Raw genomic sequence first — 23,678 nt, 5'->3', positions numbered from 1 at the left:
CGGTTAACGAAAGTTAAACCGTATTTTTGTTTTAACAAAGTGGCTTATTTTTGAACAAACAATAGCTTTTGAAAAGACTTTTACAACTTATTTTTCTCGCCGTATCAGGATTTATTATTTCTCAGAATATTTCGGGGAAAGTCACGACCGAGGACGATGTTCTGATTCCCAAAGTTTTAATCGTGAACATGACGACCGACCAAAAAACTTACACTGATGCATCTAGAAACTTTATCATCGATGGGAAAATGGGTGACGAGATCCGGTTTGCTAAAGAAAGTTTTAAATTAGGGAAGATAATAATTAGTTCTAATGATATTCAATCGATTAAACTTGAAAGGATTCCACAGGAAATAGAGGAAGTAAAGATCATTAATAAAAATCTTGCCCGTTCCAGGGAAGAAGAACTCAGGAACTCGATTGGACTTCCAAAAGGACCAGACAAGCCGCGGGAAAAACCAGCTGAAGCTGTCAATGATATTCTAATGCCTCTGATCGGTATTCCTCCAACAATCAATTTTCAGGCAATTTATGATGTCGTTAGCGGAAAATCCAGAAGATTGAAAAGGCTTTACAAATATGAAGATATGCAGGAGGGATTGGCCTGGACTAGGAGTAATATCGATCCAGAATATTTTGCACAAGCAGGAATACCGCCCGAAAAGCTCAATGATTTTTTGATGTTCTCATTACGGGACGAAAAAGTTTTGATGTACATGAAAGCTAAAAATGTAGGCGGAATAACTATTTCTCTTGACAATAACATTAAGGCATATTTGGAAAGAATTGCGGAAAAATGATTTTTTTGTTGGAATATTATTTATAATTCAATAAATCATTAAATTGCGTCCATATTAATAGACCTTAATAAATGAAACTATACTTTAGTGTTAACTTCGGGACAAAAGTTGGCGAACGGCTCGTATTACGCCTATACGACGATAAAAATGAGCATCGTGACCACAACTTGCAATATTCCGAAAATAACAACTGGACCACAGAAATTGATTATTTTTCTAAATCGATTGAGTACAAATATCTTTTGGTGAACGAGCAGGGCCATGTTTTGGATGAAGAAATCCCAACGCATCAACTTAATTTACCAAACAGCTTCAAAGAGTTTGTGATTTTTGACCAATGGAATCTCAAAAATTTTCCAGAGAATTATCTCACCAATAAAATTCTTCACAACCGCCTGCAGGGCTACAAACCTGAAAAATTATCGGTTGTTAAAAAACAGACCCATCTTTTCCGAATAGAAGCGCCGCTTTATCATCCAAATTGGACACTGGTCATCATTGGAAATGTGGACGCATTAGGAAATTGGAATGCTGAAAGATCTGTAGAACTTAAACAAACCGATTATGGTATTTGGGAAGCAGGCGTTGAGATCCCAACATACCAAACTGTTCTTTACAAGTATGCTATCAAAGACAAGAACACGGGACAATTATTTTATATAGAACCAGGCGAGAACCGTTGGGTTTTCGGAAATCCAACCAAGGATATTTTGTACGTAAAAGCAGACCATTATTTTAAATTCAATAATGAGACACTTTGGCATTCTGCAGGTGTTGCAGTTCCTGTTTTCGCTTTGAGAACCGATGAGGGTTTTGGTGTTGGTGAATTTTCTGATATCAAAAAACTGGGAGATTGGGCGAATGATGCGAAGCTTTCTGTGATTCAGATCTTACCCATCAACGATACAACTGCGAATTATACTTGGACTGATTCTTATCCTTACGCAGCGATTTCGGTTTATGCACTTCATCCGCAATATCTCTCGGTTGAAAAGTTGGAATATGCTTTACCGAAAAAGTTAGTAAAAGAATATCAAGATAAAAAAGCTGAATTAAATGCTTTAAGTTTAATCGATTACGAGCAAATGATCTCCGGAAAATGGAAATTTGCAAAAGCTGTTTTCGAGGAAAAGCAAGAAGCGATTTTTAAGGATAAAAACTTCAAGAAATTCATTAAAGATAACGAAGAGTGGTTGATGCCTTATTCCGCATTTTGTGTTTTAAGGGACAAATATAACACGCCAAACTTCAATGATTGGAAAACGCATAAGAAATTTGTTGCCGGAAAAGTTGCAACTTTATATTCTCCTAAACATAAGGATTATTCTACGATCATGCTTCACGCTTGGGTTCAGTACCAGTTGCATTTGCAATTGCAGGACGCGGTGGAATATTTGCATAAACTAGGGCTTTCGGTGAAGGGCGATCTGCCAATCGGGATCTACAGATATTCTGTAGAAGCCTGGACAGAGCCTGAACTTTTCGGAATGGATTTCCAAGCTGGAGCACCACCAGACCAATTCTCAGATCTAGGTCAAAACTGGGAATTTCCGACCTACAATTGGGAAGTGATGAAAGCCGACGATTACCAATGGTGGAAAAAACGTTTCAAAGTTTTGGAACAGTATTTTGATGCCATGAGAATCGACCATATTCTTGGATTCTTCAGAATTTGGAGAATGCCGATCTCTGCGACGCAAGGTTTGTTGGGTTACTTTTATCCAGCTGTTCCTGTGACGGAGAGAGAGTTTTCTGACAGACAGATTCCTTTCAACCAAGATCGTTACATCAAACCATTTGTGAATGAACCAATTCTTTGGGAAGCGTTTGGCGAATCGAAGGAGAAGATTCAGAATCACTTTTTTGATAGTCACCAAAATGGAACTTATACTTTCAAACCGGAATTTGATACCCAAAGAAAATTAACCGATTATTTCAAAAAAGAATCTTGGGATTGGGCAGAAGAGAAACTGATCTCTCTTGCCGGAAATGTTTTATTCTTAACGGAAGAAACTGAGAACGGAATTGTTTATCATCCAAGATTTAATATATCAAAAACTTCATCTTACAAATATTTGCCAGATTGGGAAAAAGCGAAATTGAGTGATGTTTACAATGATTATTTCTTCAAACGCCAAGATGGACTTTGGTACCAAAAGGCGATGGAGAAATTACCAGCTTTACTCAATTCTACTACTATGTTAATCTGTGGTGAAGACCTTGGATTGGTGCCAGATTCGGTTCCGGTTGTGATGGACAAGTTGGCAATTACCGCTTTGAAGGTACAAAGAATGCCTTCGGATAATATTCCTTGGTATGACCCGAAGAACGCAAGTTATCTCAATGTTGTTACGGCTTCTTCCCACGATAGTTCTACCTTGAGACAATGGTGGCACGAGGACAGAAATCTGACGCAGAAATATTTCAACAACCAATTGGGGCAATACGGAACTGCACCTTGGGATTTGACACCGGACCTATCCGAAATGATCATGAAGCAACATCTTTTTACCGAGGCAATGTTGGCAATTTTTCCGATCCAGGAATTTTTAGCAACAGATGACAACTTGATGAATCCGAATATGGATGAAGAGAGAATCAATGATCCAGCTGTATTTCCACATTATTGGCGTTACAGGATGCATCTGAAACTTGAGGATCTAAAAGAACAGACACAATTCAACCAGAAAATCGCAGGTTGGATAGAAGGCAGCGGACGATATTAATTTCATAAAAAATATTTAATAAAAACCTTTCAGATTATTTTTCTGAGAGGTTTTTGTTTTTAATGATGGAAATTATTGGTCTGATTATCAGTTGTTAATACTGAATTAATCTTGAGTTTTGAAGATCTTGATTCGTTTGACTTTAACTTTTATTCCTATCCAATATCCAAAAGGGAGAAAGTTCATTACAAAGGAAAAGATGACTTTCTAATTAAATTTTTAAAATAAAAGAAAATGAAAAAGATATTTTTAAGCCTCGCTTTAGTTTTGGGAACTTTGGTTTTTGCCCAGGATTATTATGACACTTATCCTAGTGAATATAATGGATATGAATATTACGACAACTCTTATGATTATCCAGATGATTATTATTACAATTATCCGGCTGACTACTATCCAGACCAGTATTATCAAGGTTATTACAATGATTATCAGAATGCCGTTGTTTCTGTCAACTGGAATCAGTTCTTTGCGCAATATCGCCTAAGTCCGTTCCAGATCAATCAGATCCTGATGTTGAATAACCGATTTGCTTCTTATGATGCGTGGAACTCCTACTACAGATGGAATCCGGACAGATGGTATTATGACAGATTCTATGCGCTTCAAAATATTTTGGGACCAAGGATTTTCGTAGTCTATCAAAATGTTTATTTCCGTGGTGCAAGTCCGTTTGTGTATTATAGAAATCGTTTTACCAATTTCTACGCTAGAAGATATCCAGTGAGACCGGTTTACAGAAATGTGAATATCAATATCTACAAAGTGAATCGTGGAAATTTCAAAGAAGGTTTCAGAAATGTGGGAAGAAATCAAAATATGATCCGACCAAACAGAAATGAAGGGATGCGTAACCAACCCATTAGAAATGGTTCAAATGGAAATGGTTCCGGAGGAATCAGAAATTCACAAAATGGAGGAATGAGAACCAATGAAAATAGTGGCGTGCGAAACCAAGGTGGAATTAGAGATAACAATTCTGGAGGCGTAAGAAGTGGAAATATCAGAACGCAGACTGCTCCAAACATTAAAAATGAAGGAATCAGAAGTCAAAATAACGGTGTCAGACAGAATCAAAATACGAAGAGAAAAATCGAGAATAGAAGCAATCAAAAAAACTCTGCTCCAAGATCTGAAGGCAACGGCAGGAATTCTGGAATGAGATTTACCTCAAGGTAAAATTTAACAAACTTTATCATTTCAATTTTTAACTTGGGTTTGAAATTGACATCAAACCAATAGATTAATAAAAATCAGTACACAAACAAATATTAAATTTAAATCAATATGAAAAAATTAATTTTAAGCGCAGCATTTCTTGGATTAGGTGTTTTTGGATTTGCACAGACAACGCAGAAAGCAGATATGGGACAGAGAAAAGCTGAGCACCTGCAGAAAATGAAGCAAGAACTTGATCTTACAGATACCCAGGTAGCGCAGTTGAAAGCATTGCATGAATCTAAGGCTGCCGAAAGAAAACAAGACATGTCAGCGAAAAAAGAGGATAAGATGCAGAAAATGAAGCAAAATGAAGCAGAAATGCAAAAGATCCTGACACCAGAACAGTACAAAAAATTCCAAGAGTTGAAGGCTAAGAGAATGGCTGAAAGAAAGGAAAATTTTAAAGAAAGAAAAAGTGCTAATTCAGCAGTAGTTAAATAAGTTTTTAGTTAGTGATTAATTTCAGAGAGAGTCGTTATTTTGTAACGGCTCTTTTTTTTATATTTGGATTTTAAAGTTAAAATTTCACAAAAAAATATATAAAGTTATGGTTTCAGAGAAAATTGTTACGCTTGTTAACGAGCAAATAACAAAAGAGCAATATGCAGCACAATTATATCTATCAATGAGCGCCTGGTTCTACGCACAAGATCTGGAAGGTATCGGTAATTATTTCCGTGTACAATCCAAAGAAGAATTGATGCACGCAGACAAGATGTTCGATTATGTGAATGACATCGGAGGACAGATCATCTTGAACGAGGTTCCACAACCACCGCACGAATTCAACAATGCACAGGAGATCTTCGAAAAAGCCTTAGATCACGAGAGATTGGTAACGAAAAGCATCTTCAATATCGTAAAAGCCGCCAATGACGAAAGTGATTTTGCCACAACAAGTTTCTTGCAATGGTTCATCAATGAGCAAGTGGAAGAGGAAGCAAGTGCCTCACTTTTGGTTTCAAAGATAAAAATGGTTAAGGACAATCCTTCTGCACTATATCTTTTCGATCAGGAATTGGCGCAACGGGTATTTGTGCCGGCAGCGAATTAATTCCTATTTGATTGATGAAAAAACTAATAACCCTTTTTGTGTTAGTGTCTGTAAAGATGCTTTCACAAAATTACCCTATCTCAGAAATTCCGGAAGATCTAAAGAAAGATGCCAACATGATTATCAGAAATCGTGATTCGCAAATCATTATCAATTCTGTGGATGATGTAGAAACTCATTTTGTCAATGCTTTTACGATAATGAATAAAGCTGGCGAAAAATATTCTTTTGTAAAAATACCGTATGATAAAACCAACAAAGTAAGCAATATAAAAGTTAAAGTTTTTGATGCTTTTGGTAAATTATATAAGACCTATTCTAAAAGTGATCTAACAGATTCATCTTATAATGAAAGCTTTGTACTTTATTCAGATAGCAGGGTTTTGTCTTTGAAGATTCTTTCAACAAGTTATCCTTATACAATAGAGTTGACTTATGATGAAGATTCGTCTGATACTGTTTTTCTCAATTCTTTGATGACGTTTTATGATTTCAATGTGTCAATTCAACGTTCTGTCATCCATTATAATAACAAATCCGGAATCAATCTGAGACGAAAAATAAAAGAATCCAGCTACGGTAAACTTAATTTTCAGGGAAGCGATAATGATTTTACAATCTCTTTTGATAATTCTCCCGCTATAGTTGAAGAAAAATATTCTCCAGATCCGGTTACTCTAATGCCAAAAGCAGATTTTGCGCTAGACCATTTTACTTTAAAAGGTAAAAAAGGAGATTTTACTAGTTGGCAAAATTATGGAAAATGGTTGCATGATGAGATTCTCAATCCCGTTTCTCAAATTACGCCGGAAATTCAGCAGGAAGTCAATTCCCTCCAGCTTTCTGGATCTACGGAAGAAAAGGTAAAAACCATCTACCAGTATATGCAGAATATAACCAGATATGTTGCAATAGCATTGGGAATTGGCGGTTGGCAACCAATGGTTGCGGATGATGTCAGAAAAAAGGGTTACGGGGATTGTAAAGCCTTGTCCAATTACATGAGGGTTTTGCTAAAAGCAGCAGGTATAGAATCCTATTATTGTGAGATTTATATGAATGATACGCCAATGCTGTTCGATAAAGATTTTCCTAAAATGGGAGGCAATCATATTGTTTTGTTTGTACCAACCGAAAACGGCAAAAATATCTGGTTAGAAAGCACGAGCCAAAAAATAGCCTTCAATCATTTGGGGTATGAAACTTTGGATAGAAATGTCATAATGATTAAGAATGATAAAGCTGAGATTGTTGACACGCCGAAATCAATGGCAGAAAATAATAAAGAAATATTAAGGATAAAAGCTAATATTTCAGAAGATAACAATTTGGATTTGACCTCTAGTTTTTCTTATTCAGGAGGTTTGTATGATATGTCTATGGCGTTGTTGTCACTTACGCCTGTAGAACAAAAGGATGCTTTGAAACACCGTTATGATAATTTGCAACTATCGAATATTGATATTCAGAATATGATCAATGACAGAGATAATGCCAATCTTAATTTTGATCTGAACTTTAAAGCTTCAAATTATTCTAAGACATTGGGTTCAGATATCTACTTTAGAGCAATTCCTTTCATTGATTCAGATTTTTATCTGGAGGATTCTGATAGAAAGATGCCTATTGAAATTCCTTTTGGTTTTACAGATGATTACGAAATAGAGTTCACAATTCCTGATAATTATAAATTCGCTGAAAATCCTGTACCAGCAAAGATTGACTCAGAGTTTGGAAGTTTCTCCATGGAGTTCATTCCTCAAGATAAAAAATTATTGGTAAGAAGAAAATTCATGCTGAAGAAAGGGATCTTCTCAGCTGATAAAATTTCCGATTACATCAACTTCAGAAAAAAAACCAATAAGATCGACCATACAAAAATTCTAATAACCAAACTATAACCAAATAATGAAAACCAAATTTTTACAACTGATCCTATTCTGTTCCGTTTTACCAGTTTTCGGGCAGTATAAATTTCTGGATATTTCTAAGCTCGATAATGCCGATCTAAAATCGAGTACCTACGAAAAAAATCCCTCGGAAGTGGCTGAGATACTGTATAAGTCTTATCACTATTACATTGTTGATGGACAACTCAATTTGGATGTCGTAAGTAGGGTGAAGATTTATAAAAAAGACCAGGCTGGAAAATTTCTGAATCAGGAAATCTACACCTATGATGGTAAAAACAACAAGTCAGAAAAAGTAACTTCACTTAAGGTGTCCACCTATAATCTTGTAAATGATAAAGTAGAGGCAACGACTGTCGAGAAAAACTCCAAATACAAATCCAAAGAATCTAAAAATTATACGGTTACAAAATTTGCTTTTGAAAATGTAAAAGATGGTTCTGTCATAGAGTACAAATATTCGGTTCTTTCGCCTTTTGTTTGGTCTGTAGATAAGATCACCGTAGAAGAAAATGTACCAACACGCCGTTTCGATTACGTGTTGGACTTTCCAAAATATCTTGGATTCAATATCGATTATAAAGGAAGTCTGGTTCCCAAACACAGAGATGTCACAGATAAAAATATTTACGGCGGAGAATATTATACTTACCGCTTCGGGTTTGAAAATATTGCACCTTACCGGGACGAAAAATATGTTCATAACCTCGATAATTACAGAACATCCATAAGAGCCGAACTTAATTCAACTAATATTACAAGAACGCCAGGTGCTTACGAAGGCGGTGATTTGGGCGGATTCAAATCCTATGCGGTTACCTGGAAGGATATTTCCAAACAACTTTACGAATCAGACTTTTTCGGAGAGCAGCTGAAGAGAAAATCTCTAGTAAAAGACCTGATTCCTGCAGATATCAAAAATATAGAAAAACCTCAGGAAAAAGCCGCTGCCATTCTGAAGTTTGTTCAAAAAAATTACACATGGAACGGCTATTACACTGTTGGCTCAGAAGATGAAAAAGGAATCAAAGATTTGTTAGAAACTAAGGTTGGCACTTCAGGAGAGATTAATTTGTTGCTGATCATGCTCATGAGAAGTGCCGGTCTGGATGCTCAGCCATTGGCGCTCGCTACTATCGGAAGAGGTCTGCTTATGGATCACTCACCATCTATTAATCAACTGAATTATACTTTGGCATTTTTGGAGATCGATAAAAAAGCTTTTATATACGACGCTAGTTCAAAACTTTCTGTTCCAAATTTGATCCGCCCAAATGCGCTGAATTACAACGGCTATATTATGACGGAAAAAGATGCTAAAAAAGTAAATGTCCTATGTCCTGGTAAAAGTACAACATATCTCACGGTGAATGCTGATCTGAATCCCGACGGAACTGTAGCTGGTTCATTTTCGGATAAAGATACGATGTTGTATGCAATGATGAACAATGAGAAATATGAAGAGGACAAAGCGACATATCAAAAAGAATCTTATAAAGACCGGTATACTTTTCCTTTTACAAATATAAAAACAGAATTGCTTGACGATAATGCCTTTCAAACCAGTTTCGACTTTGATTCTGATACATTCGTAGATGGAATTGGAGGCAAATTGGTGTTCAATCCGCTCTTGTTTTTGTATAACAGGTCCCACGAGTTTGACCAGACTGATGAGAGACGTTCACCAATTGAATTGTACACAGGTTATGACAAAATCAAAAAAGTGACGATTACTTTACCTGATGGTTACGCTTTTGAAAATGTTCCGAAATCCAAAAAGTTCCGAACAGAAGACAATGCGATCCAGTACGTTTACAAAGTGACTCAGGAAGGAAATAAGCTTACCGTAGAAACTACGACAACAGTTGAAGACCCGGTTTACCCAAAAGAATATTATCCAGCCTTCAAACAGATCTTCGATAATATCACCAAATTGGAAGGTCAGGTTGTAACCGCCGTTAAAAAATAGAAAATTAAAATCCCGAGAAGTAATTCTCGGGATTTTTTTTGTATATAATCTATCAGTCTATTTTCTCTAAGTCTATATATAAATCACATCTGTCTTCAAAACCCTTTCCCCAAATTGTTCCAATTTTTCCTGATAAAGCGCAACCTGTTTCTGATCTTTTTCCTTCTCGCTTCCCGTTTTAAAATCCACGATGATGATGCCATCTTTTGTTTTAATTAATCTATCAGGACGATACGTTTTCGAATTACCATCTTCCACAGAAAGCATATCACGTTCATTGATGATGATCAGATTTTCCTCAAAATAAGAACTGTAATTTTTATCATTAATGATATTTTCAATACGTTCCAAAATCGATGTTTTCTCATCGTTTGTGATTGTACCTTCCAAAACGTAAGAATTCAGAACTTTCAGAACATCCTTTTTAGTTTTGATTTTTGATAAGATTTCGTGGGTGAAAATTCCCATTCGTACGTGTTCCACTCGGTTTTGATAACTTTTGGATGAGGTCGCAATTTCGATATTCGAAGCTTTCTCTGTTTTCTGGGAAATGGAACTGATGTTTTCAGATAGATATTCTTTTTTCTCCTTGTGTTTTTGTTTTATTAGTAACTCTGCTGAGGTTTCATAAACATCAAATGAATCTAATAATTCGCCATTTTCCGTAGGCTGAAATTGACTTGCAAAATCAAACAATTCCAAATGATTCGCAGATTTATTCGGTTTTTCCAAATAAAAGAACAATTGCTCCACAGGTCGAGTCGTCGCCACATATTGGATACAAAAACGGTCGATTTTATTTCGGTAAGAATTAATCAAATTAAAACCTGCCAATTCCTCATCATACCTCTCTAATTCGGGAGAAAATTGATTTAGAATAACGGTTTTCAGTTCATCATCGCTTCCCAAATCAAACCATTCCGAGAATTTTTTGTCACTGTTTTCATTTCGCATTGGGATGAAAACGATGGGGAATTCCAGACCTTTCGCTTTATGAATCGTCATAATCTGAATCGCATCCACGTTTTCACTCGCCTGAATACTGATTTTTGAAGCTTCATCATCCCAATATTTCAGGAATTCTTTCAGTGTTGCACCTGTATTTTGCGTGTAGTTGTGAAGCATTTCTAGGAAATTCAGAAGGAAATCCGTTTCTTTATTTTCAACCGAGAATTCGTGAACGTAATATTCAATGAAATTATAAAGATTAAGTTGCGGAATATCTTTCTGAATCAGCGTTACATTGTATTTTTCATTAATGAAATCCTCTATGTCTTTCTTGTTTTCGAACTTCAAAATTTCTTTGATTTCGGAAGTGAAATCCGTCATTTTAATTCTTCCCGAAACATTCAAAAAATACATCATTTTAACCAAGAATTGACGATTTTTCGGAACAAGATTCCATTTCAAAAACTCGATCAAAGCTTTTATGGTAAAGGCCAAATCCAAGGTCAAACCTTTCTCGGAAATCGTTTTGATGTAAGTTTCTTTTCCTTTATAATTGACTTTCAAATTTCCCAACAACTTAGAATAATTAAAAATATCCGAATTTCCTCTGCAAAGAATCGTGATATCAGAAAAATCAAAACCATTATCTAGACTTTCCTGAATATCAGTCTGCATTTTCGCCACCGTTTCATCATAGAAAATATTCTTGGTCGAGTTTTCCAAAAGATGGATTTTCACGCGACCTTCCAACTTGGATTTTGATTCCTGCAAAGCATTTTCGCCGAAGATTTTCTGATGTTCATCATTCAGATCACCGGACATAAAATCGTACAATTTATTATTAAAATCGACAATATTCTTCGCACTTCGCCAATTGAAGCCAAGATTTTCTGCCGTTGCAAATTTGGGAGTAATCTCTTTTTTATTAATGATGTCGAGCATCAATTCACTCTCGCCACCACGGAATCTGTAGATGCTTTGTTTCGGGTCGCCAACGATGGTGAAACTTGTGTCGTCCGACGTGATGCTGTTGTCACGAAGTGGAAGGAAATTCTGCCATTGCATCGTGGAAGTATCCTGAAATTCATCAAAGAAATAATGCTGAAACTGCGTCCCCACTTTCTCATATATGAAAGCTGAAGGTTCATTTCTAAGATTTTCATTAATCAAAATATTGAACTTCGAAAGCAGAACCAAATCATTCTCTTCCTCGATTTCCAATAGTTTTTTCTGAATATCCGCATTCACCTTTAAAGGCAAAATCGCTTGCAAAACTTTTTCTTTTTTCTGAGAATTGATATACAAATCAATGATTTCTCGTCGCCACGAAATCAATTGTGGAAGAATATCCTGAATTTCGGATTGCTTGTGTTTTCCCTTTGTTGAAGCGCCTTTGAGAAACGTTTCAATCTTCGAATCTTCGGAAGTTGTTGGGAATGGAAATTTCTTGTCCTTAATTTTATGAAACTCCAGAATATTAACGAAAAATCCACCAATTCCACTTTTTCCACTCGCAAAATCCTCAATCTCAATATCTCTGCTTTTTATTAATTCCAAAGCTTTCGTTGCGATTTCAAGCGATTCTGATTTTAGATTTTTAATGGTTTCTCTAAGTTCGTTTTTCTTGTTTTCATAAGCTTCCCATTCGAAATCTTTGTTGTCCTGCAAAGGTTTGTAATGCACATCGCTCACAAATTTCTTAGCCGAATTGTACAAAGTTTGATTGAGGTTGACACGCTCGTTATTATCCAAATTATAATTCACGTAATCCATAAAAGCGTCGGAAACCGTTTCGTCTTCGCCAATTTCGTCCAGCATCTTGTCAACCGCTTCAATCAAATAAGGTTCTGGTTGAATTTCCAAATTGAAGTTCTGCGCCAATCCCAATTCATAGGAAAAACTCTTTACCAATCGGGAATTGAACTTGTCAATCGTCCCAATGTTCAAAGTCGAGTAGTGGTGCAAAATATAATCGAGAACTTTCTGCGAACGGTGATGCAAATCGTCCAGCGTAATCTTGTAACCTTGATTCACCAATGCTTCCTGTACATTCTTCAAATCCTGATTTTCAGTGTAATTATCTTTTACAAATTCGCCAAGGTAGAAAAGGATTCTTTCCTTCATTTCTTTCGCCGCTTTGTTGGTGAAAGTCAATGCCAAAATCGTACGGATAGAATCTGACTGATTTGGAAATCGAAGGCAAATCATCAGGAGACTCTGAACCAGACGGTAAGTTTTGCCAGAGCCAGCAGAGGCGTTGATGACGGTGTATGAATTTTGCATCCTTATATATAAGTTAAGGAAGCAATTTACAAAATAGTTTTAAAAAAATTGATCAATCTCGACATCGTAGTCCAACCGGAAAGATTTTCTATGATGAATGGTCGGTCCAAATTTTTTCAAACCTTTCTGATGGGTTTTGGTGCAATAGCCGAAATTGGTATTCCAACCATATTCTGGAAACTCATCGTGAAGTTTTATCATTAAGTTATCACGATAGTTTTTCGCAAGAATTGAAGCGGCTGCAATCGAAAGATATTTACTGTCTCCTTTTATAATACAATGATGTGGAATATAATTGTAAGGATGAAACTTGTTGCCATCCACTAAAATCAATTCCGGTCTTGTACCAAGTTGGTCCAACGCAAGATGCATAGCATGCAGGCTAGCGTTCAATATATTATGTTCGTCTATAAATTCGGGAGACAATTCTGCAATGGCAAAATCGACGGCATTTTCACGGATATAGATATCCAGATTCTGTCTGGTTTTAAAATTTAACGTTTTAGAATCATTAACTAAATTTTGCTTAAAATTTTTGTTTACAATAACTGCTGCAGCAACTACGGGGCCTGCAAGACAGCCTCTTCCGACTTCGTCGCAGCCTGCTTCTATGTAGGTGTTTGAGAAACTATTATAAAGTTCTATCATTTATAATTGAGAATAGATTTTGGATTTCAAATGTAGGCATCATTTGCGTAAATTTTCAATTTTAATAGCTTTTATTTTGTCTCATTACACCGCAGATCTCTTAAATAAATTTTAAATTAATCTTAAATTTTGGACTAGAAATCAAGTTTTAATTTACAATATTTGGTTTAAAACATTAATAAATCAAACAATGGTTTAGTTTTGTTTTGAATTTTTGTTGAAAAAAAGTGTTGTTTTTAATTGTATTGATAATTTATCTGGTTTATGGATTTGGTAATACATGACTGTGTTTATTGAATAAGTTGTTGGTTTTTATTAGTTAATTTTTTGTTTAATTTTGTGATTCACTTTTTCGTTAATTTTTTTTATGAAATTGCGTTTTTTTTATAATTAGTAAAATTATAAAAATACAGTCTTTAATTATATTATTTACATTGTTTTTTATTATTTATTTTACGTAGTTATTTGTAAATCAGCGTTTTAAATTATTGTTAAAAGAATTTTTATTATTTTTAATCATTATAAATAAGTGTTTTTTTGTTTAAAATTTGAAATGATAAATTGGTGGTGCTTTTGTCTCTAACTAATTTCTTGTTTAATAATTCACTTCGATTTTTGCTTTTATTATGTTAATTTTTTAAATTTTTTAAATTTAGTTATTTGTATAAATATTTAGAATTAGCTTGTTACTTGGTAATGTTAAATTTAATTAACAAATTTACAATCCTAAAATATTAAAAATCTGTTAAGATGAATTTACGTTTAAGTGTGATGACTGTAGGCGTACTATTTTTTACAAGCCAAATGGTAATGGCTCAAAAAGATAGTGATACGCTTACAAAAGAAACAACAATTGAGAATGTTGTTATTATGGGGTTTGGTCAGAAGAAAACTGTTCAGGAAGTTACAGGATCTGTCAGTACTATGACTTCAAAATCGATTGAAGATGTACCAGTTGCATCAGTTGATAAAATGTTACAAGGTCGTGTGTCGGGTGTGCAAACAGGTAGTGCATCTGGGCAGCCGGGTGGTATGGCTAGTGTGAGAGTACGTGGTGTTTCTTCTATCAATGGACTTACTTCTCCTGTTTGGATAGTAGATGGTGTACGTGTTGCTTCTGGAGATTTGACAACTAATGGAACAACTTCCAATGTTTTGGCTAACATGAACCCAGATGATATAGAAAGTGTAACTGTACTAAAAGATGCTGTTTCAACAGCTATTTATGGTGCGGATGCAGGTTCAGGTGTAATTATTGTTACTACTAAGTCTGGTAAAAAAGGAAAGGCTAAATTTAACTTTTCTTCTAATATAGGATATAACGATAGAGCTGTTAAGACTTACAGAGGTTTTACAAGTGATGAGTATAAGTTATACCTTTCTACCGCAGTTGCGAACAGATATCCAAGTAATTTTGCTAATCCAAACGAAGCATCAGAAGGTATTCTGGAAGGTAAGTTGGGTCCTAATTTACAAGGTGTGTTTGAATCTACCGCCAATACAGATTGGCTAAAGGAGACTACCAAAAAAGGTTTCCAACAAAATGTTGATTTTAACTTATCTGGTGCTGATGATCGTTTTACTTATTATGCATCTGCCAACTATATGACTCAGGAGAGTATTGTTAGAGGGTCAGACTTTAATCGTTTGGCGTTCACAACTAAGGTTTCATATAAGGCTACAGATAAATTAAAGATCTCTACAGATTTCCAAGCATCATTTGGTAGAATCAATACTTTAGCAGATGCTGGTTCGTTTTCTAACCCAATTTTGGCGCAATATTTCAATAGACCAACCGATCCTGTAAGAAACGCAGATGGTTCATTCTACTTAGGTTCAGGAGGGCGTTTGTCAAATAGTATGTTCAATCCTGCTTTTCTTCAAGAGAATAATTATAATGAGGCAAAGACCGCTAGGATTTTTGGTAATTTGAAAGCAGAGTACCAAATTTTGGATAACTTGAAATATCAATTTGTATTTGCTCCGGAATATATCAATGTAGAAGAAGATACTTATTGGTCTCCAATTCATGGTGATGGTTTTGGCTATCAAGGATACCAGAGAACTTCATTCAATAGATATTTTAATTTCAATTTACAGAATATTTTAAGTTGGGATGAGAGTTTTGGTAGACATAATGTAGGGGCTTCCGCAATACAAGAGGCTTACAAGTCGGATCGTAAATACTTAACTGCTACTGCAATAGGAGTTGGATCACCTACGCTTCAAACTTTGGATAACTTTGTTACTCCATTTGGCTATAATGGAATTGAAAAGCCTACTTCACGTTGGGGATATGCAGTAACTGCACATTATGACTATGATAAGATTATTTTGGTAGATGGTTCCTATAGAAGAGATATGCTTTCTCAGTTTACTCCAGGTCAAAAGGCTGGTGACTTCTGGTCTGCAGGTGTCGGTTTTGATGTTGCCAAGTTAGGAATGCTAAGAGATAATAATACAATTAGTATGTTGAAACTTCGCTCCTCTTATGGTAAAGTTGGTAACCAAATTAGTGCCAATCCTTATGCTTTGTACCAATTTACGTCTAATTATAATGATTCACCCGCAGCATCTTATTCAGGAGTTTACAATCCTAATCTTTCCTGGGAGACTATCAAGCCATTCAATGTTGGTTTAGATTTTGGTTTCTGGAATAACAGAGTGACCTTGTCTGCAGAATACTATAACAAAAAGACACAAGATCTTATTTATAACCGTCCGCTATCTACATCCCAAGGAAGTATTATTATAAATCCTGATGGAACATCAAGTTATGGTAATTATGTAGATAATATTGGTTCTTTGGTAAACAGAGGGTTTGAATTTTCTGTGAATGCAAACATCTTCAGAGGTGATAGGGATGAGTTCAATTGGAACATTGGAGGAAACTTATCAACATTGCATAATGAGATTACAGAGCTTTATGGAGGTGATGTTATTGGAGGTACAACAATTTTGAAAGAAGGAGAAGGTGTAAGAACATTCTTTCTTAGAAAATGGGCAGGTGTAGATGCTGCTAATGGTGATCCACTATGGTATATTAATGGTAAAGACGGTGCTACAACAAACAATTATGCAGAAGCACAGCAAGCAACGCAAGGCTCTTTCCTAAGCACTCTTTTTGGTGGTGCTAACACTAGCTTAAGCTATAAAGGTTTCGCTCTTGATCTACAATTTACTTATGGATTTGGAGGTAAGATCTATGATAACTGGGCAAGGTATACAATGAGTGATGGTCAATATAATGCCACCTATCCTGGTTACGGTGATGTAATGGGTAACTATTGGACACCGGAAAATACTGATGCAGCTAATCCTAAACCAATTTATGGAGGTAACAAAAGATCTAATGCAGCATCCACACGTTTCTTATATGATAGTGATTATATCCGTTTGAGTAACGCAAGATTGGGATATACTTTTGACCGTGATCAATTAAATGGTACTTTGTTAAACAGTGTGCAGATTTATGTAATGGCCAATAATGCATGGACACATAGATTTGATAAAAATCTGAAGTTTGATCCAGAAACAAACGTGTCAGGTTATACAGATTTGAATTTGCCAGTGCTTAAATCTTTCTTAATCGGTTTTAACGCAAGTTTCTAAAAACAAAAAAAATTAAAAAATGAAAAAGAGATTATTTTCAATCGCTATATTTTCTACAACTCTATTTGGACTAACTACATCATGTAGTGATGATTTTGTAGAAACACAATTTAATGAAGCAATCGAGCAGTCACCTCTTAAGTCAGCAGATGAGGTTCAGGCTTTTGTAAGAGGGATTTATTCTTCTATGAGATCGCCTAATTATTATGGTGCAGATTATCTAGGATACGGAGAAGTACGTTCCGATGAGATGTTCAGTAATACCGCAGGTGGTTATTTCTTAAATGTTCAGAACTACACCATGCTTTCTAATGATTCATACGCAGGTGATACTTGGAATAAAATTTACGAAGCAATAGCAAAGTCTAATATTGTAGTAAATACCAATGTATCAGGTTTCAATGATTCAGATTTTGCAGAATATCTTCAAGGTGAAGCTTATGGTCTTAGAGCCGTAGCATTTTTCGATTTATTAAAATTATATGGCCAACAGTTTAGTGGTGGTTCTGTAGGTATAGTTTTGCCAACTAAGTATGATCCAAAAGCTCTTATGCCACGTGCAAGTGTAGCAGAGACAGAGGCTCAGATTGATGCAGATTTCACCAAAGCACTTCAAATGATGGAGGCTAATGGTTCTTATGATAATGTAGGTATTAAAACAGACTTGTCTATCAACGCATTAAAAGGTTTGATGACTCGTTTTTATCTTTATAAAAAAGATTACGTAAAGGTGAGATCATTAGTTAATGATATTGTTGCATCTGGTAAATATTCAGTTGCACCTGCGGGAAGTGTAGGAACATTTCATAGCTTTCAGATGAATGGTGCAGCTTCTAACTCGATGTTTGAGTTGGCGGTAGGTATTAACTCTGCGCTTGCTACAGATTCTTATAACTATCTAATTGGTTTAAACGGTTATGCTAACATCCAATTGAAAGAAGGTGTTGTAGATTTATATTCTGCTGATGATGTTCGTCTAAAATTGATTACCGAGGATGCCGGTAATTATTTTGTTACAGGAAAATATACACAGCAAAATGGTGCAGATAATATCAGAATGATTCGTTTCGAAGAAGTTTTGTTAGCAGGTGTAGAAGCCGAACTTAATGGCGGTTCTTCAGCAAAAGCTTTAGAATATTATAATGATATAATTACCAATAGAGGATTAGTTGCTGCTACAAGCGTAACTATGAATGATTTGAAGTTGGAAAGATTAAAAGAGCTTTTAGGAGAAGGACAGAGACAGTGGGATCTGTTACGTTGGGGAGATAAGTCTTTCAAACCATCTGATATAGCAGAAACTATGCTAGCTTTTCCAATTCCAAGAAAAGAAACCAATATTGCAAATACGCCAATAGTTTCTAATCCGGGATACGACAACTAGGCTAAAGTATCTATATTTAAAAAGTCACCTTATTTTAATAAGGTGACTTTTTGTTTATAATAGGCTCTATCGGGCTTCTAAATAATTAATTTAACACGAGACATCTAATGAGCTTTTTTGATTTTATAAATATGTAATCAATTAAATATTACTTTGCGAAAATGATTTGATTTCCCGTGTTTTTTTATTAAGGTAAGAATTGCTCTTTTGTTTTTTTTTAATTTTTTATTAATGCTTTTTATTCTGATATAAAGGATTTTTAAGTTATGCCTTTTTTTTAATGCAAAAATATTGTGTTTGCGGAATTGTCATAATATTAAGAATTTTTTGAATAAACGTCAAATGTTTTTGTTTTAATTATTGCGTTTTATTTAACTTTTTTAGGAATAATTAACATTTTGTATTGTATATGTTAATAATGTTTTGCACATTTGTCTATTGAAAAATTTGATTTGATATGAAAAAATTAACAACAAGCGTTTTAGCAGTGGTTCTTTCGTCGTCTTTTGCAATGGTTTCGGCGCAAACGGTAAGAGACACAGCTACAACAGATATCGAGGGCGTTGTAGTGACGGCATTAGGTATCAAGAGAGAAGAAAAATCTTTGTCTTATGGAACCCAAGTGGTTCAAGCAAAGGAACTTAATTTAACACAAAATGTTGATGTTAAAAATGCAATAGTTGGTAAAGTCTCTGGAGTACAGTTAAATGGTCAAGCCGGTTCAAAACTTGGTGAAACTGGAAAACTGAGAATTAGAGGTGCAGTAAGCTTATTAAGTGATGCTGATCCAATTTATGTTCTTGATGGTGTTATTGTTAATCCTAACAGTATTGACATGGACATTGTAGAGTCTGTCAATGTGCTAAAAGGGCCAAACGCAACCAGTTTATATGGTGTTAGAGCACAGTATGGTGTTGTAGTAATGTCATCAAAAAAAGGTTCAAAAAAGAGATTAAGTGTAGAGCTTAATTCTACTGTTACTACTGATATGGTGGCTAGAACTCTTAAGTTTCAAAATCAATATGGACAAGGGCAACATGGTGCTGATTCTTTTACAGCATTTGAGTTTGATCCTGCAGTTCATCCAGCAGAGTGGTCAGTCTTTGATGGAGAGAGAATTCTTACAGATGATGATTATACTTATGATGAAAGTTGGGGTGCGAAATTTGATGGTCAATCATATGTTCCATGGTACTCTTGGTGGAAAAGCAGTCCTTATTTTGGACAAACTGCAAAATGGGAAGCTCAACCAGATAACATTAAAAACTTTTATGATAAAGCTTTTGCTTTTAAAAACTCAATCGCAGTATCCGGTGGAAATGATGATTTTACAGCAAGAGTATCTATTACTAATTTAGATCAAAGTGGGATTATTCCAAATTCATCTCTTAAAAGAAATTATTTGAATCTTAATGGTAATTATAAATTTAGTGATAAGTTGTCAGTAGACGCTGTCTTAAATTATTCAGATGGCAAAACTCAAGGAGATTTTGATGATACTTATGGGAATCAAACAACTGGATCTATTAATAACTGGTTTGGTAGAGATGTCGATACTGGAATTTTGAAAAGCCTTAAGAATTTACAAAATTCAGCTGGATATCATGCAAGTTGGAATTGGTGGGGACCTAATGGTTATGCAGATGCATTAAATGCTCCAACAAATAATGCTGTGAATTTTATGGCAAAACCGGCATTCTGGTTTAATCCTTATACTTGGTTGGATCAGTATAAAAATACAACTGATAGACAAACTCTTTTGATATCAGTAGCTCCTACATACAAAATCAGCAAAGATTTAACTGCTAGAGTTTCCTTTTCACGAGCTGGTAATTATGCACAAAACAAATATTTTATGCCTTATTCTTTAGCTAAAAACGGTTCAGGAACAGGTTCTAATACTCCTAGTGGGTATTTAACAGTTTTGAATGGTTTTGGTGTTAGAGACACAAATTATACTGAAGATCAATATGAAGGCAGATTAAGTTACAGTAAAAAATTTGGTGATTTAGATGTAAATGTAGTTGGTGGGGGTAATATCACTAATAGACTATGGAGTGGTAACTCACAATTAATGGATACCGGAGGAACAACGCAATGGTTATTGACTCCAGATGTATACGATTTTAAAAATACTAATATTCCAATCGTTGCAAATCCATACGAGTATAAGCAGACTTACAAATCTCTATATGCAACAACTTCGTTAGGATTTAAAAACACTTTTTATGTCGATGCTTCGGTAAGAAATGATATAAATTCAGCATATCTTAATACGAATAATTCATTTTTAAGTTATTCTGTTGGAGCAAGTGTTCTATTACATGAATTAATTGCTAAGAATGACGTATTAACTTTCTTCAAAGTGAGAGGTGGTTTTGCACAAATACCTGCGGATTTGGATGCTAGATATACTAATCCAGAGTTTAGAAATGGAACTCAACCATTAACTGTTGGATCTAGTTATTATCCAACTGCATACTACCCGACAAGAAAAATCGATCAGGATCTAAAACCTGCGATCAATGAAAATAAAGAATTTGGTTTGGATCTAAAATTCCTAAAAAATCGTCTTAGCTTATCTGGTACATATTATAATGAAACAAGAAATGATGAACCAATTCCAGTTACATTACCGTCATCAAGTGGGGCTCTTGATATCTTGATCAATTCTGCAAAAGCTAAAAGAGAAGGTATAGAGCTTAATTTGTCAGGAGATGTTTTCAGAAGTTCAACAGGTTTTAACTGGACAACATCTTTAAATTTTGCAAAAAATAAGTCAACTATTGTTAGTATAAATGAAAACTTGGATAGAATCCAATATGGTACTAATACTGGCTACGGTTCTTTTAGCTATGTACAAGTTTTACAGTTGCCAGGTCAAGAATGGGGACAATTATATGGTACAGGAATTAAGAGGGATGCTAGCGGAAATGCTGTAATTAATGAAGATGGTTTATTTGCATATGAACCAAATAAAGCATTTGGAAGCGTTTTGCCTGAATTTACTGGAGGTTTCTTTAACTCATTCAGTTATAAAGGTGTTACTTTAAGTGCTTCTATTGATTTCCAAAAAGGTGGTAAGTTTTTCTCTCTTTCAGAGCAATGGGGTAGTTATACTGGATTGCTAGAAGAAACTGCTGCTACAAATGACAGAGGATTTAACGTTAGAGATGCTGTAGCAGATGGTGGAGGTGTTCATGTTGTTGGCGTAAATGCAACAGGAGGAGCAGTAGATACTTATGTTGAAGCTTATGATTATTTCAAACAATTCCACGGTAATAGAATTGCTGAACCATTTATTCACGATGCTAGTTACATTAAATTGAGAGAAGTTGCATTAAGTTACGATTTACCTTCGTCAATTTTCTATGGTACAGGAATAAATAGTATTACATTGGGTGTTGTGGCAAGAAATCCTTGGCTAATTTCTGTTTCAAAAGATAATAAACATAAGCAAGATCCATCAGAAATGTCTCAAATCTATGGAGAAGATGGTCAACTTCCTTCTACTAGAGGATTTGGAGTTAATTTTAAAATAACATTCTAAATTTTTAATAATGAAAAAAATAACATTTAAAATATTATCCTTATCAATTCTTGCATCAAGTTTCTTTTTAACTTCTTGTAATGATGAAGATTTTGGAGCAGATTACAATAAGGACGTTTACGGTATCTATAATGCTGATTATAAATCGCTTTTGTCTGGTGCTATCATGAACTTTGGTAATAATGGTGGGACTGCTAGTCAAGTATATCAGATGACTCCAATGTTGTTCGTCCAATATCAGTCTCAGGTTTTGTACACAACTGAACAGAACTATGGTGATACGCCTGGTGCTTGGGGAAATTATTATGCTAATCAATTACAGAATTTAACTACAATTATTAATGCTTACAGCAATTCGCCATCTCAAGAGATGCTTTTGCAAGGAAGTGCAAGTAATATGGTGGGTGTCTCTAAAATTTTTAGAGCAATTATATTAAAAAGAGTGACTGATTTATATGGTGATGCTCCTTTCTCAGAAGCTAATCAAGTAAATAATAATATTTATTTGCCTAAGTATGATTCACAGGAGGCTATTTATAAGCAACTTATTGTTGATTTGAAATCAGGACGAGATGCTATCAATACAACATCAACTGTTCCTACCGGTGATATTCTTTACTATGGGAATATTGCTAGATGGAAAAAGTTAGCTAACTCTGTACTTTTGCAAGTAACACTTCAGTTATCAAAAAAATATCCTGGAGCAAATGATTTTGCAGCTACAGAATTTAAAAGTGCTTTAGCAAATCCAGCTGGAGTTATTGAAACAGTTGCAGACGAAGCTTGGTTTACTATCAATCCTTCTCAATCTTATCCTAATCCTTATTCTGCATTTAGAGCTGCAGATTACAGAATTTCTAGAGAGCTGGTTGAATCACTTAAAGGTACTACTACTGGAGCTAATACAGTTTTTAATAGAACCTCAAACCATACTCAAGATGCTAGATTGAATTTGTATAGTACTACTGGAAACGCTACAGCTGTTGGTTTACCATATGGATATGATGCTAATGCTTTGGCGAATGCAGGCTTTTCAGCTACTGCATCTACCGTTAGTGCTAGATTTAGAAGTAATAACTCCCCTATAAGTTTAATGACAGCATCTTATACTTTTCTGAATAGAGCTGAAGCGGCTGCTTTGGGTTGGACAACAGAAAATATTGCTCCTTTGCTTACTAGCGGGATAGTTTTAAACTACAATTCTTTGGATAGTAAATATGTAACAGGAACTGCACCTTTTACAGGAACCGCAATATCATCTTCCGCAGCAGCTTATGCAGCTGCTAGAGTAGCTGATGTCGCTGCGTTTGGAGCAAAAAGAGTTATTGGAGAAGAAAAATGGATTTCATTATTTATGAATGGACATTATTCGTGGGCAGAATGGAGAAGAACTAATTTTCCTGATTTAAAACCTGCTCCTAGTGCTTTGAATGGTGGTATTATTCCACGCAGAATTAGATATCCTCAAGAGGAAGTCAATTTTAATAATGCAAATTATAAAACTGGAGTACAAACATTGTTGCCGGCAGAAGATAAAAATACATCAAAAGTTTGGTGGGATCAATAAGAATCT

The 23,678-nt window shown here is 35.0% G+C and carries 13 protein-coding genes; 11 read left to right on the top strand and 2 right to left on the bottom strand.

Annotated features, from left to right (window positions below; genetic code table 11):
• Positions 1-68: 68 nt before the first annotated feature.
• From AXA65_RS01135 to AXA65_RS01105, 7 genes are all read left to right on the top strand, one after another.
• A complete protein-coding gene (locus tag AXA65_RS01135; RefSeq protein ID WP_063968298.1) occupies positions 69-800 on the top strand; it encodes a hypothetical protein in 732 nt (243 codons plus the stop codon).
• A 71-nt stretch (positions 801-871) separates the two neighbouring features.
• A complete protein-coding gene (locus AXA65_RS01130) occupies positions 872-3,526 on the top strand; it encodes a 4-alpha-glucanotransferase (RefSeq protein WP_063968297.1) in 2,655 nt (884 codons plus the stop codon).
• A gap of 234 nt (positions 3,527-3,760) precedes the next feature.
• Complete coding sequence (locus tag AXA65_RS01125) at positions 3,761-4,705, top strand: hypothetical protein (protein WP_063968296.1); 945 nt, start codon at positions 3,761-3,763, stop codon at positions 4,703-4,705.
• Positions 4,706-4,813: 108 nt separating this feature from the next.
• Complete coding sequence (locus AXA65_RS01120; RefSeq protein WP_063968295.1) at positions 4,814-5,188, top strand: Spy/CpxP family protein refolding chaperone; 375 nt, start codon at positions 4,814-4,816, stop codon at positions 5,186-5,188.
• A gap of 106 nt (positions 5,189-5,294) precedes the next feature.
• The gene (locus AXA65_RS01115; RefSeq protein ID WP_063968294.1) at positions 5,295-5,801 is read left to right on the top strand and encodes a ferritin; all 507 of its coding nucleotides are present in this window, start codon (positions 5,295-5,297) and stop codon (positions 5,799-5,801) included.
• Positions 5,802-5,815: 14 nt separating this feature from the next.
• On the top strand, positions 5,816-7,702 hold the full coding sequence (locus AXA65_RS01110) for a DUF3857 domain-containing protein (protein WP_063968293.1): 1,887 nt from the start codon (positions 5,816-5,818) through the stop codon (positions 7,700-7,702).
• A 7-nt stretch (positions 7,703-7,709) separates the two neighbouring features.
• The gene (locus tag AXA65_RS01105; RefSeq protein WP_063968292.1) at positions 7,710-9,680 is read left to right on the top strand and encodes a transglutaminase-like domain-containing protein; all 1,971 of its coding nucleotides are present in this window, start codon (positions 7,710-7,712) and stop codon (positions 9,678-9,680) included.
• A 72-nt stretch (positions 9,681-9,752) separates the two neighbouring features.
• Here the strand turns inward: AXA65_RS01105 and AXA65_RS01100 are convergent, their stop codons facing one another.
• Positions 9,753-12,911: a UvrD-helicase domain-containing protein gene (locus AXA65_RS01100; protein WP_063968291.1), complete on the bottom strand. Its 3,159-nt coding sequence runs from the start codon at positions 12,909-12,911 to the stop codon at positions 9,753-9,755.
• A gap of 39 nt (positions 12,912-12,950) precedes the next feature.
• A complete protein-coding gene (locus AXA65_RS01095) occupies positions 12,951-13,559 on the bottom strand; it encodes a ribonuclease HII (RefSeq protein WP_256333815.1) in 609 nt (202 codons plus the stop codon).
• A 750-nt stretch (positions 13,560-14,309) separates the two neighbouring features.
• On the opposite strand from AXA65_RS01095, the gene AXA65_RS01090 reads away from it, so the two are divergent.
• From AXA65_RS01090 to AXA65_RS01075, 4 genes are all read left to right on the top strand, one after another.
• Positions 14,310-17,171, top strand: a complete 2,862-nt coding sequence (locus AXA65_RS01090; RefSeq protein ID WP_063968290.1) for a SusC/RagA family TonB-linked outer membrane protein — start codon at positions 14,310-14,312, stop codon at positions 17,169-17,171.
• 19 nt (positions 17,172-17,190) lie between these two features.
• Positions 17,191-18,555, top strand: coding sequence for a RagB/SusD family nutrient uptake outer membrane protein (locus tag AXA65_RS01085; RefSeq protein WP_063968289.1), 1,365 nt, complete (start codon positions 17,191-17,193; stop codon positions 18,553-18,555).
• A 457-nt stretch (positions 18,556-19,012) separates the two neighbouring features.
• Positions 19,013-22,105: a SusC/RagA family TonB-linked outer membrane protein gene (locus AXA65_RS01080; RefSeq protein WP_063968288.1), complete on the top strand. Its 3,093-nt coding sequence runs from the start codon at positions 19,013-19,015 to the stop codon at positions 22,103-22,105.
• 10 nt (positions 22,106-22,115) lie between these two features.
• The gene (locus AXA65_RS01075; RefSeq protein WP_063968287.1) at positions 22,116-23,672 is read left to right on the top strand and encodes a SusD/RagB family nutrient-binding outer membrane lipoprotein; all 1,557 of its coding nucleotides are present in this window, start codon (positions 22,116-22,118) and stop codon (positions 23,670-23,672) included.
• Positions 23,673-23,678 lie beyond the last annotated feature (6 nt).

It is taken from the genome of Chryseobacterium sp. FP211-J200, from assembly GCF_001643375.1.
Lineage (GTDB): Bacteria > Bacteroidota > Bacteroidia > Flavobacteriales > Weeksellaceae > Epilithonimonas > Epilithonimonas ginsengisoli.
This window is presented reverse-complemented; position numbering and strand designations above follow the sequence as displayed.

Bases quoted from the DNA above. Each gene is read 5' to 3' on its own strand.
- AXA65_RS01095 (WP_256333815.1), bottom strand. From the start codon at position 13,559: ATGATAGAACTTTATAATAGTTTCTCAAACACCTACATAGAAGCAGGC.
- AXA65_RS01085 (WP_063968289.1), top strand. From the start codon at position 17,191: ATGAAAAAGAGATTATTTTCAATCGCTATATTTTCTACAACTCTATTT.
- AXA65_RS01115 (WP_063968294.1), top strand. From the start codon at position 5,295: ATGGTTTCAGAGAAAATTGTTACGCTTGTTAACGAGCAAATAACAAAA.
- AXA65_RS01100 (WP_063968291.1), bottom strand. From the start codon at position 12,911: ATGCAAAATTCATACACCGTCATCAACGCCTCTGCTGGCTCTGGCAAA.
- AXA65_RS01105 (WP_063968292.1), top strand. From the start codon at position 7,710: ATGAAAACCAAATTTTTACAACTGATCCTATTCTGTTCCGTTTTACCA.
- AXA65_RS01075 (WP_063968287.1), top strand. From the start codon at position 22,116: ATGAAAAAAATAACATTTAAAATATTATCCTTATCAATTCTTGCATCA.
- AXA65_RS01130 (WP_063968297.1), top strand. From the start codon at position 872: ATGAAACTATACTTTAGTGTTAACTTCGGGACAAAAGTTGGCGAACGG.
- AXA65_RS01125 (WP_063968296.1), top strand. From the start codon at position 3,761: ATGAAAAAGATATTTTTAAGCCTCGCTTTAGTTTTGGGAACTTTGGTT.
- AXA65_RS01110 (WP_063968293.1), top strand. From the start codon at position 5,816: ATGAAAAAACTAATAACCCTTTTTGTGTTAGTGTCTGTAAAGATGCTT.
- AXA65_RS01090 (WP_063968290.1), top strand. From the start codon at position 14,310: ATGAATTTACGTTTAAGTGTGATGACTGTAGGCGTACTATTTTTTACA.
- AXA65_RS01120 (WP_063968295.1), top strand. From the start codon at position 4,814: ATGAAAAAATTAATTTTAAGCGCAGCATTTCTTGGATTAGGTGTTTTT.
- AXA65_RS01080 (WP_063968288.1), top strand. From the start codon at position 19,013: ATGAAAAAATTAACAACAAGCGTTTTAGCAGTGGTTCTTTCGTCGTCT.